The organism is Psychrobacter muriicola 2pS (assembly GCF_904846535.1).
Lineage (GTDB): Bacteria > Pseudomonadota > Gammaproteobacteria > Pseudomonadales > Moraxellaceae > Psychrobacter > Psychrobacter aquimaris.
Genome location: NZ_CAJHBC010000010.1, coordinates 36558 through 47942 on the forward strand (window position 1 = coordinate 36558; position 11385 = coordinate 47942).

Annotated in this window: 9 protein-coding genes; 3 read left to right on the top strand and 6 right to left on the bottom strand. The window is 43.4% G+C overall.

What is annotated here, in order from left to right; all coding sequences use genetic code 11:
* Positions 1–23: 23 nt before the first annotated feature.
* The 5 genes from cysG to JMX93_RS12560 all read right to left on the bottom strand — a co-directional run bounded on the left by cysG (position 24) and on the right by JMX93_RS12560 (position 6173).
* The gene (gene cysG / locus JMX93_RS12540; protein WP_499204911.1) at positions 24–1628 is read right to left on the bottom strand and encodes a siroheme synthase CysG; all 1605 of its coding nucleotides are present in this window, start codon (positions 1626–1628) and stop codon (positions 24–26) included.
* A 257-nt stretch (positions 1629–1885) separates the two neighbouring features.
* Positions 1886–2836: a 1-acylglycerol-3-phosphate O-acyltransferase, YihG family gene (gene yihG, locus JMX93_RS12545; RefSeq protein WP_499204912.1), complete on the bottom strand. Its 951-nt coding sequence runs from the start codon at positions 2834–2836 to the stop codon at positions 1886–1888.
* 342 nt (positions 2837–3178) lie between these two features.
* Positions 3179–3817 carry a phosphoadenosine phosphosulfate reductase domain-containing protein gene (locus JMX93_RS12550; RefSeq protein WP_499204913.1) on the bottom strand — a complete coding sequence of 213 codons (639 nt, stop codon included), beginning with the start codon at positions 3815–3817 and terminating at the stop codon, positions 3179–3181.
* A gap of 57 nt (positions 3818–3874) precedes the next feature.
* Positions 3875–4495, bottom strand: a complete 621-nt coding sequence (locus tag JMX93_RS12555; RefSeq protein WP_499204914.1) for a DUF934 domain-containing protein — start codon at positions 4493–4495, stop codon at positions 3875–3877.
* Positions 4488–6173: a nitrite/sulfite reductase gene (locus tag JMX93_RS12560; protein WP_499204915.1), complete on the bottom strand. Its 1686-nt coding sequence runs from the start codon at positions 6171–6173 to the stop codon at positions 4488–4490. The genes JMX93_RS12555 and JMX93_RS12560 overlap by 8 nt, the downstream gene beginning before the upstream one ends.
* A gap of 353 nt (positions 6174–6526) precedes the next feature.
* Between JMX93_RS12560 and sat the strand changes: the two genes are divergently transcribed.
* Positions 6527–7777, top strand: coding sequence for a sulfate adenylyltransferase (gene sat, locus JMX93_RS12565; RefSeq protein WP_499204916.1), 1251 nt, complete (start codon positions 6527–6529; stop codon positions 7775–7777).
* 138 nt (positions 7778–7915) lie between these two features.
* Here the strand turns inward: sat and JMX93_RS12570 are convergent, their stop codons facing one another.
* Positions 7916–8440, bottom strand: coding sequence for a hypothetical protein (locus JMX93_RS12570; RefSeq protein ID WP_499204917.1), 525 nt, complete (start codon positions 8438–8440; stop codon positions 7916–7918).
* 390 nt (positions 8441–8830) lie between these two features.
* Between JMX93_RS12570 and JMX93_RS12575 the strand changes: the two genes are divergently transcribed.
* Entirely contained in the window at positions 8831–9988 is a 1158-nt protein-coding gene (locus JMX93_RS12575; RefSeq protein WP_499204918.1) for a sulfate ABC transporter substrate-binding protein, read from the top strand.
* Between the two features lie 249 nt (positions 9989–10237).
* Complete coding sequence (locus tag JMX93_RS12580) at positions 10238–11332, top strand: sulfate ABC transporter substrate-binding protein (protein ID WP_499204919.1); 1095 nt, start codon at positions 10238–10240, stop codon at positions 11330–11332.
* The last annotated feature ends 53 nt before the right edge of the window (positions 11333–11385 follow it).

The following is an 11385-nucleotide window of genomic DNA, read 5'->3' on the forward strand; positions in this document are numbered from 1 at the left end:
TTGTGCGAGTTAAAAGCCTTGATTTAACCAATCACTAACTGCTCCAACCCATCATCAGCCGTTGCTAAGTTGGCTACCATAGATAACGCATGAGCTTGCTGGCTAGTATGGTCTGTTTTTGGGGTAGCCGCTGTGCCACCACGTAACCAGTTATTAGCTGTAGTGTCACTATTTTTATTTTTCTGCTGATTTTGCAAGTTATACCAAGCCAAATCATGATGAAGCGCGACCACATCTCCCATGATGAGCAAGGCTGGCGTGGGTAGCTGGTTTTTTTCTTGCAACTCCACGATGTCGGCAAGCGTTCCCGTTAATACTTGCTGATTGGGCATGCTAGCATTAGATACAATAGCAATCGGAGTATCGCTACTACGACCAGCATTAATCAAGCCTTCAGTCAAACGTGCCAGTGAATGCAGTCCCATATAAAATACTACTGTTTCATCAGTATTCAAAAAGTTTTTGAAGTTACTGTTGGGCGCACCCGCTTTTAAAAATCCAGTGACAAAACGTACTGACTGCGAATGGTCACGATGGGTCAGCGGAATGCCAGCATAGCTTGCGGCAGCATTGGCAGCGGTAATACCTGGTACCACTTGATACGGGATACTATGCGCACGTAGGCTTTCAATCTCTTCGCCGCCACGCCCAAAGATAAAGGGGTCGCCGCCTTTTAGACGCACCACACGGCGACCTTCTTTAGCGCTATTGACCAACAACTCATTGATGCCTAATTGCGCTACCGCATGGTTGCTGCGTTTTTTGCCAACAAATACCTTATCAGCATCGCGGCGGCATAAGTCCAAGACTTGCGGCGAGACTAGCGCATCATAGTAAACAATGTCAGCCTGCTGCATGAGACGCAGCGCTTTAAATGTGAGCAGCTCTGGGTCACCTGGGCCTGCACCAACGATATAAACTTCGCCTATTGCATTTTGCATAGTTTGGAGTTCTGTGGGTTTATCTTTTACTGCACTTTTTTCACTGATAGCAGCAGCTGTTTTATCTAAATCGGCTTGTAATTGTGCCGCCGCTTCATCTTCATTACCAGCAAACATCAGCTGACTGACTGAACCTTCAAATGCCTTTTCCCAAAACTGCCTGCGTCCAGTAAGCGTTGGTATTTTAGTTTTCACTTCGCTACGAAAATCACCTGCTAATTTGGCCAATTTTCCGTAGCCTTGTGGAATCAATGTTTCAAGACGGGCACGCAATAGACGGGCGAGCACTGGCGCTTTGCCGTTGGATGAGATTCCAATCACGATTGGATTGCGATCTATAATCGCTGGAAAAATAAAATCACATAAATGCGGGGTGTCGACGACGTTTACGGGAATATTTAGCTCAGTAGCATCTGCGTGAATTTGATGATTAAGCATTTCGTCATCGGTCGCGGCAATGATAACGCGCGCACCTGACATATAAGTTTTATCATAATTTTCATAAATCAGTTGGTGCTTGCTATCACTGAGCAAGGCTTGTAGCTCAACACTGATACTTGGCGCAAGGATAGTGATAACAGCACCCGCACGACTGAGCAAGTCAGCTTTACGTAGTGCCACATCACCGCCGCCAACGATCAGCACTTTTCGGTCTTCTAATTTAAAAAATAATGGGAAGGTGTTCATAGCATGACCAATCATTCAATGGAATATATAAAGCTATTATGAGTTATCAGGCGGGCAGGCTCACGTAGTGAATTGGCATTAGCATATTCGTTTTTGTCATGTTGGTGAGGGTTTTTGGTGGGATGTGGAATAGGTGAGGAGAGATGAAATACAGGATTAAAAAAGCCACAGGCTTACGTCAAAGCTTGTGGCTGTCATTTAGATTAGATTTTTGCATTGGCTATTAGCAATAACTAGATTTGACCACGTACAAGAACCTATTCAAACTCACTCAGCATCTTAGTCATACGGGCATCTTTTTGTTGCCAGATATCCTCTAACCAATCAAACATCATTTTTTTGGTGGTTTCATCACGGTCATAGCCACCGTCCATGATGGCAGAAAATAATTCGTCGGGTATCTTTAAGCGAGTCACATCGACACCCAAACGGCGAATATTACCTTTCCATAAATCGTCATAATCAGGCGCGCCATCTGGATAGACGATGGTCACATCTAAAATAGAATCCAATTCATCGCCTAACGCATTAAGTGCTAATGACAAACCGCCAGCGCGTGGCTTTAATAAATGCTGATAAGGGGATTTTTGCTGGTCGTGTTTTTCTGGGGTAAAACGCGTTCCCTCTAAGTAATTCAATAGGGCAAAGGGTTTGTTTTTCAATTGACGACAAGCACGCTTAGCCTCAAGCAAGTTTTGTTTTTTAAGTTCTGGATTCTTGGCCATCGCTTTGGCAGAAAAGCGCTTCATCATCGGAAAGTCTAAGAAATAAAAGGCTTGACCGATAACAGGAATATAAATCAGATTAAACTTCGTAAAAAACCGTGTCAGCGGCAGCCTGTCTTGGCTGATATATTGCACAATACTGGTATCAACCCACGATTGATGGTTACTCACGAGTAGGTACTGTTTGTCTTCGCTCAGATCGTCAGGCAGGTTAATACGCCAATCTTTATGAGGTAGTGCATGGTCAATGACGGCGTTATTACTATTAATCCAGTATTTAGTAATCGCAATCAGCGCGTCATCCGCAGCTTTCGCTCCTGTCAATACTTTCACCGCGCCCAGCGTCCAAATAGGTAGACCAACCATCGCACTATTGGCAGTAAGGACGCTAGTACCGGTCAAGAAAGACGCTGCTTTGCCTACAGATGGCAGCTTATCGTGCAGTTTTTCATAGAGTGAGTCTATTTTTTTTATAAAGGGCATAACAAATATCCATATTGAGGATGATGGCAAAACCACTACCAAGCTTAAGTGTACAAATGAGCAAAAATAGCCGCAAGAACAGGCAACTTCGTCCATAATTAGTTTTAAAGATTCAGTTTAATGGTCTGCTGCCTTCAAAGATAAGCCATAGGATACCTTAATGTTAGACAATAAGACGTTAAAAAAACGTTATTTATTCAATTGAAACCGTTGTAACAACATCTCGTTTACGTATCAGCCGGCACAATAAGCACAAAAAAGAAGCGATGACTTTGATTTGAAAGTCATCGCTTCTTTTTTTAATACTTATAATCACTCAGTGTGTCATTACTGGCTAAGTACTTACAGCTGCGTGTGCAAACCACACTCACGGCTTTCTTCTACTTTAGTCGGATCAAAGTAATCAAACTCATTTGGCAGATTATGCTCTTCAAGATATACGTCTAAATCCGCATCAGTGTTTTCGAACAATGGCGCTACTTTTAATACGCCGTCTTTTGATAAGCTGAGTACATCCAACCCTTGACGGAACTCGGTTTGATCTTTACGAATGGCATTGAACCAAACATCTGGCTTTAGCTCATCTAACGCACGGCGGAATGGCTCAAGTTTTACTTGGTCAGTGAACTCATCATGTTGTGGATTGTCAATGCCAGGAATACCATTCATCGTTGCATCGCGATAAGCTGCTGTTTGCTTAGGAATATAAGTGATGACGTTTAAGTTTAAGTCACGGATGACTTTATTAGCGAACTGATAGGTCGCATCCGTGTTGTAACCTGAGTCTACCCAAAGTACCGTGATGTCAGGGCGCTGCTTAGCAACCAAGTGCAAAATCGCTGACTCATAAGGACGGAAATTGGTGGTGATGATTGGGTTTTTTGCTTGCGTCAGTGCCCACTCAACGATTTGCTCAGGCGATTTGCCTTGCAAGTCTTGGTTGGCTTGGTCAAGATCTAGGTTTGGATGTAATTGGCTCATGATACGTTCCTTAATGGTTGTTAGTATAAAATTTCGATTAAAAAATTATGGTCAGTGCTAAAGCTGTGCGACTGAGGGTTCTGACTGTTTAGCAAACATCGGTAATGCTGCAGCATTTCTACCGTCATAGCTGCTGGCTAGAGCAGTAAAGGCTTGACTGATATCAGAGATGGACTGCAAGTCATGCTCATTCAGCACAAAGCTGGTGGCACCTGCCCGCAGTAGATAAGCAATTTGATCGCGACCAAAATTACCAGCCATACGAATATCGCCTTCATAGCCAAGCTGACGCAAGGTCTGTGCAAAACTAAAACCGCGACCATCCACAAAGCTTGGGACATGAATCACGATCAAGTTTTGCGTCAATAAAAAGTCTTTAACCTCAGCTAAGGCGTCAGCATCGGTGTTGGAAGTGATCCACACACCCAACCGGCTGCTGTGCTGCTTGAGGATATCAAATACTTGCTCTAGCAAACCGTTTGCTAGTTTGCCATCAGCATTTAATAAATCTGCTAATGGTACGAGTACATCAACTTTTTCTTGTTTGTGCAACAGCTCAAGCAAGGTAAGGTTTGATAACGCGATACCATCAGGCAGCTGCGCTGTCGCTAGTGCTTGCCAAGTATCTTCGCCACTGATGTCTGAGCCATGGCTATCGAGCACATGATGATTAGCCATAGACCTTCTCCTTAAAGGGGGCGATACCAACGCGGTCAATCACGTCACCAAAACCCTCAACATCTTGTTCGTTAGTGCCGCGTATATCCAGATAAACATCTAAAATGGTTTGTAAGGTGCTGGCCACATCATCCGCTGGCACCGCTTTTCCTAAGATTTTGCCCAATTTGGCATCGTCACTAGAATTACCACCAAGACTGATTTGATACCAATGCTCACCTTTTTTGTCCACACCCAAGATACCAATGTCACCTGTGTGATGATGGGCGCAAGCATTCATACAACCTGACATGTTTAGGCGAATATCACCCAAGTCGTATAAGTAGTCCAAATCATCAAACTGCTTTTCGATTTGTTCGGCGATATTGTACGTGGTTGCATTAGCCAGTGAACAGTAGTCCCAACCTGGGCAGACAATCATATCGGTCAAGGTATTGATGTTGGCGCGTGCTAAATGCAGATCTGACAGCTGCTGCCACAATTCATAAAGGTCATTGGTTTGCACATCAGCGAATACCAGATTTTGCTGATACGTACCGCGCAACTCACCAAAGCTATAACGATCAGACAGATCGGCAAGGGCATCCATTTGCAAGTCTGTCAAGTCCCCTGAAGGCACGTAACTACCGTCGACCAGTCCTGCTTTTAAAGAGATCACTACCGCACGGTAACCGTCCACCTTATGTGCGACGGTATTCTGGTTATACCAGTTGGCAAAGTCTTTATCAGTGCTTAGTTGTTGTTGTAGCTCAGACTGTACTGCGAGCGCATCAAATGACTGATAATCAGGCATACTGAAGTAGCTAGCAGCGGTGTCAAAATTGTCATCAGTCAAGGTAAGCGGGCCACCTTTAGTGTGTGCTTCCCATTCAGCATCCACCAATTTGGCAAACTGACTGCCGCCTAAGCTATCTACCAAAATCTTTATGCGGGCTTTGTACTTGTTATCACGGCGACCGTGCAGGTTATAAACGCGTAATATGGCATCGAGATAGCTGAGTAAATGCTCACGAGGTAAAAACTTGCGAATGGTTTTGCCAATAACGGGGGTGCGTCCTAAGCCGCCACCAACGATCACTTCAAAGCCAAGCTCGCCTGCGTCATTGGTAATGACGTGCAGACCCACATCGTGTACTTGCGTTGCAGCGCGATCCGCTTCGGTACCAATCACCGCGATTTTAAATTTACGCGGTAAAAAAGCAAACTCAGGGTGGAAGGTTGACCACTGACGAATGATTTCGCAATAGGGACGTGGATCAGCGATTTCTTCTTTATGGATACCAGCATAAGGATCCGTTGTGGTATTACGGATACAGTTACCTGAGGTTTGGATGGCATGCATCTGTACCGTTGCCAATTCTGCCAAAATATCTGGCACCTCTTCTAGTTTTGGCCAGTTCAGCTGAATATTGGTACGGGTAGTCATGTGCCCATAACCTTTATCATACTTGCGGGTAATCTCTGCCAATTTGCGCAACTGATAGCTGGCAAGTAGACCGTAAGGAATGGCGATACGCAACATCGGCGCATAACGCTGAATATACAGACCGTTTTGCAGCCGTAGTGGCAAAAACTGCTCTTCTGGCAGCTCACCCGCTAGAAATCGCTCGGTTTGGTCGCGAAATTGAGCAACTCGTTCCTCTACCAACGTCTGGTCAGCGTAATTATATTGATACATGACGTAATCTCAGTTTTGTTTTTAGTCTTAAAAGCAGCGATGTAAGCAATCTCATCTGTGTGCTCGTGTGCGATAAACTTTATCACAAATCGCAATATAAACAATTCAGCTATACATCATATAAGCTTGTACTTAGAAACATAAATTCCTTTCAGACATATCCATATCCAAACACAGCATAAATTTTCATAACGAAAGTTAGGTAGCCTATGCTTAACAAATTTAACGCCTGACTGTAGTGCTGTATTTATCGTCTATCGAGGGCTTCCTTACTAGTTTTTTACGCTTAGTAGCTTTTTGCTTTGTTTCTGATTTTCTTCGACCATTCTTTTTTAAGAGGTTTTAATAACTATATGTCTCAGACCCAAATCCAAACCCAGTCAAAACTCGTTCCTCCACATGGTAGTGCAGAGCTTAAGCCGTTATTGTTAAATGATGAAGCACGTGCTCAAGCATTAAAACTTGCCAGCACATTACCATCTATTACCCTCAGCTCACGTGAGCGCGGTGATTTAATCATGTTCGGTATCGGTGGTTTTACCCCATTAAATGGTTTTATGAATCAAGCCAATTGGCAAGGTGTGGTTGATAACATGCGCTTGCAAAGCGGTGATAATGCGGGTTTGTTTTGGCCCATTCCTATCACCTTGTCTGCGCCAAAAGCGACGGCGGATAGTCTGAGTCAAGGCGACAAAGTAGCATTGGTCGCTCAAGATGGCGAAGTCATGGGTATCTTGACGGTAGAAGAGACCTATACCATTGATAAAGAACACGAGTGTCAGCAAGTATTTACGACCACAGACCCAGAACATCCGGGTGTACAGCAAGTATTGAATCAAGAAGAAGTCAATATTGCCGGTAGCGTGGAGGTATTGAGCGAAGGCGAGTTCCCAACGTTATATCCAGAAATCTACAAAACCCCAGCAGAAACGCGTGAAATATTAGATGCTAAGGGCTGGAAAACAGTTGCTGCGTTCCAAACGCGTAACCCAATGCACCGCTCACATGAATACCTTGCCAAAATTGCGATTGAGATCTGTGATGGTGTGTTGATTCATTCCTTATTAGGTGCATTAAAGCCAGGCGATATTCCAGCCGAAGTACGTCAAGAAGCTATTAAAACGCTCATTGATAACTATTTTAGACAAGATACGGTTATTCAAGCGGGTTATCCGTTAGACATGCGCTATGCAGGTCCACGTGAGGCGCTACTACATGCACTATTCCGTCAAAACTATGGCTGTAGCCACCTGATCGTTGGTCGTGATCATGCTGGTGTGGGCGATTACTATGGTGCATTTGATGCGCAAACGATTTTTGAACAGGTTGGCAAGGACGATCTGATCACTCAGCCGCTAAAAATTGGCTGGACGTTCTGGTGTAATGCTTGTAACGCCATGGCTTCTGACAAAACTTGCCCGCATGAAGCGTCTGAGCATGTCAAAGTATCAGGTACTAAACTGCGCAAAGCGCTGTCAGAAGACGAAGAGGTACCAGATAACTTTAGCCGTCCAGAAGTCTTACAGATTTTGCGTGATTATTATGCGGGTATCGCAAAAGAAGAACGTGCTGAAGTGAAATTAGTCGGTGCCTCTGCAGTGTAAATATTATTTTTTAGTTGATGCTTTTTAGTTGATGCGCAAAATTAAAAAATACCCATAAAAAAAGGGGTCAGACAATAAATCTGATCCCTTTTTTTATCTTCCGGAGTATATCTAAATTTCTTTTCAATACTTAAATATTTAATTCAATTCTAGGTTACCTGCTAGCTTTTGATACTCTCCAACGAGCGAACCACCACCTGAGCAAAAATAGTTCAGTGCGTATTTATCTTGACTATCAATAGTCAGTTTATCATCCTTAAACTGAAAGAATGCCATGCTGTCATTGACTTTGCTTTGGAAAATAATACCGTGCGCATCGTCTTGACCCATCAAGGTTGCTTGTCCATCAAACTGACACGTCGGTTTTTTCACATCGCTACGCGCTCGTACTTTAATATTAATTTTATCATTCCCATCTGCTCGTATGATCACCCCAACCCAATCATAGCCTTGCGCGCGCTTTTCATAATCTTCATCAGCATAGTCTCCAACAACTGCTTGCACAGCTGGCGTAACGTCAGCTATCGGCTGTTTTATGGTTTGGTGCTTCAGGCTGGGCGTCACGTTATTACAGCCACTTAGGGCAAACAAAGCAGCAGATGTTGTGAAAAGTACCGCAAAAAAGCGTGAGTGACGAGCGTAACAAGGTGGAGACATGATCATTTAAATACCTTTGATAAAGGAGTGGTTAAGAGGGATGGTCGTTATCTATCTAAACGCAACGCCTGACAAGCATGGATGTCAGATTGTCAGAGATAGTATCGTTTACATAAAGGCTCGTCTATATAGTAAGCAATACCATAACTTACTCAAAAGTGTCTGCTTATCACTATACCGCAAAAATACTTGGAGAAAATAAGCATTGCAGAATAACTAATAACATTACTTATGCCAAGTTAATCACTCGATAAGCGGATTTGTCACTAAGCGTTTGACTCACATGCTGTTAGCATAGTTCTCATTATCTATAGAACTAAATCCAAAGGATTATAAGTATTAATAAGGTTATTAATACTATGGAAAACTGTTCTAACAATCTTATAGAGAGCACTCATGCAACCACATAACAAAAGTATTCAGCAAATATCTCAAAAGCTTCGTTTTGCGAACATACATACACTTATTGAAAATAAAAATACGCCGACACAGCTAACCAATGTCAGTGTTAAAGTGGGTAGCGTACTGGCGTTTGCCATGCTAATGACAGGCTGTAATCCTACCGAAGTCACTCAACAAGACGGAACAAAAGTAGCGAGTGATGAGAAAAATATCAGTCTGTTGAATGTCTCTTATGATGTATCGCGCGATTTTTATAAAGACTATAACGCTTTATTTAGCGCAGATTATCAGCAAAAGCATTCAGACAGTAAGGTCAATATCAATCAATCACATGGTGGCTCAAGCAAACAAGCGCTGTCGGTCGCCAATGGTTTGCAGGCAGATGTGGTCACCTTAAACCAAGAAAGTGATATGAATCTGTTAGTCGAAAAAGGCTTGGTTGCTTCTGATTGGCAGCAAGCATTCCCGAACAATGCCGTTCCTTACACTAGTACGATGGTGCTATTGGTGCGCGATGGTAACCCAAAAAATATCAAAGACTGGTCTGACTTGGCGCGTAATGATATCGATGTCGTGATACCAAACCCAAAAACCAGTGGCACCGCGCGTTATGCCTTTTTGGGTGCCTACGGTTACGGATTACATCAATTTAAAGAAACGGTGCAAAGCCCTGCCAAAACAAATGATTTTATTAAAAAACTGCTGGCAAACGTGGTCACTTATGATAATGGTGCGCGTGCAGCAACGACCAGCTTTACTCAGCGCGGGCTAGGGGATGTACTTATTACGACCGAAAATGAAGCACATTTAGCCGCCCAGCAATTTGCAAAGGGTAAAGTTGACATTGTCTACCCAAGCTACTCTATTGTGATTGCTAACCCAGTAGCGGTTGTAACGGCAGTGACTGACAAAGGTGGCAAGACGGAAGCGGCGAATGCTTACCTAAAAGGCTTATGGGACACCCCAGCACAAGAACTTATGGCACAGATGTATATGCGTCCAAGTAATCCACAAGTGCTGGCAGCTCACAAAGGAACCTTACCTGATATTGAGACTTTTGAGCCGGTAGCAGTATTTGGTTCTTGGGAGCAGATTATGGACACTTTCTTTATCGATGGCGGGCGTTTCGATCAGCTAGCAAGAGTGAAGTAGGGTGCTGTTTATCAAGAGCTCATTAATGGATTGATACATGCTCAAAGCAGTAAGTTTGTACGAGTAGAGGGGTCAGTTGATAGCGTGTCAGCATTATACATTGACGATGATATTTAAGTGATTGATAACCTTATATTTATATTCTTGTTATTCCATTTTGGCAATAACATACGCATATTCATCATTAAACATAATAAGATGGCACTGTTAGCATACTTGCATTACCTAACAGATACCTTTGAGGGATTTATGACATACGCTTTGCGCTATCAACAAAAAAGTAAAAAACGTAACGTCTTGAGCATTGCAGGCGTTGCATTAACCTTGGGGCTGGCTGGCTGTAGCAATAGCGAGACAGAGACGACTGCTAATGCAGATGGCACAGCAGCCGCAGAGGGTCAAAATATTGAGCTGCTGAACGTCTCTTATGATGTGGCACGTGACTTTTATAAAGACTACAACCCATTATTCGTTGAGCACTATAAAGCGGAAAATCCAAACAGCAATATCCTAATCAAGCAGTCACATGGTGGCTCAAGTAAACAAGCACTGTCTGTGGCTAATGGTCTGCAAGCAGATGTCGCTACCATGAACCAAGGCTCAGATATTGAGCTGCTTGAGAAAAAAGGTTTGGTTGAGTCAGATTGGGAAAGCAAATTCCCAGACAATGCCGTTCCTTTTACCAGCACCATCGTATTCTTAGTCCGTAAAGACAACCCAAAAGGCATCAATGACTGGGAAGACTTGACCAAAGAAGGCGTTGAGATTGTCATGGCCAATCCAAAAGTGACGGGTAATGGTCGTTATGCGTTCTTGGGCGCTTATGGTTATGGCTTGCACGCTTTTGATAACAACGAGACTAACGCCAAAAACTATGTAAAAGACATGCTCAAAAATGTCAAAGTTTATGAAAATGGTGGACGTGCCGCGACAACCACTTTCGTTCAGCGCGGTATTGGTGATGTGCTAGTAACTTTTGAAAATGAAGCCAATTTGGCAGCGACTGATTTCGGTGCTGGTAAAGTAGACATCGTTTATCCTAAGTACTCTATTAAATCAGAAAGTCCTGTTGCGATTGTAAAGTCAGTAACAGATAAAAAAGGCACAACGGATGCCGCAAAAGCTTATCTTGACTACTTATGGAGCGAGCCTGCCCAGCAATTGGCAGCCAATCTATATCTACGTCCTAGCGTCAAAAGCGTCCTTGATAAAAATGGTGATAAATTACCACCAATCGAAACATTCCGTCCAAATGATGCCTTTGGCACGTGGGATGAAATTATGGGTACTTATTTCAGTGATGGCGGCGTATTTGATCAGCTAGCCATTAACGCGCCTCAGTAATCGATTGCTAAGCACATAAGAGTAGCTACTGCGCTAGCAAGTGCAGTCAGTCA

What these genes read in the sequence shown, in the direction of transcription:
- cysG (WP_499204911.1), bottom strand. Translation starts at nt 1,628, where the DNA reads ATGAACACCTTCCCATTATTTTTTAAATTAGAAGACCGAAAAGTGCTG.
- yihG (WP_499204912.1), bottom strand. Translation starts at nt 2,836, where the DNA reads ATGCCCTTTATAAAAAAAATAGACTCACTCTATGAAAAACTGCACGAT.
- JMX93_RS12550 (WP_499204913.1), bottom strand. Translation starts at nt 3,817, where the DNA reads ATGAGCCAATTACATCCAAACCTAGATCTTGACCAAGCCAACCAAGAC.
- JMX93_RS12555 (WP_499204914.1), bottom strand. Translation starts at nt 4,495, where the DNA reads ATGGCTAATCATCATGTGCTCGATAGCCATGGCTCAGACATCAGTGGC.
- JMX93_RS12560 (WP_499204915.1), bottom strand. Translation starts at nt 6,173, where the DNA reads ATGTATCAATATAATTACGCTGACCAGACGTTGGTAGAGGAACGAGTT.
- sat (WP_499204916.1), top strand. Translation starts at nt 6,527, where the DNA reads ATGTCTCAGACCCAAATCCAAACCCAGTCAAAACTCGTTCCTCCACAT.
- JMX93_RS12570 (WP_499204917.1), bottom strand. Translation starts at nt 8,440, where the DNA reads ATGATCATGTCTCCACCTTGTTACGCTCGTCACTCACGCTTTTTTGCG.
- JMX93_RS12575 (WP_499204918.1), top strand. Translation starts at nt 8,831, where the DNA reads ATGCAACCACATAACAAAAGTATTCAGCAAATATCTCAAAAGCTTCGT.
- JMX93_RS12580 (WP_499204919.1), top strand. Translation starts at nt 10,238, where the DNA reads ATGACATACGCTTTGCGCTATCAACAAAAAAGTAAAAAACGTAACGTC.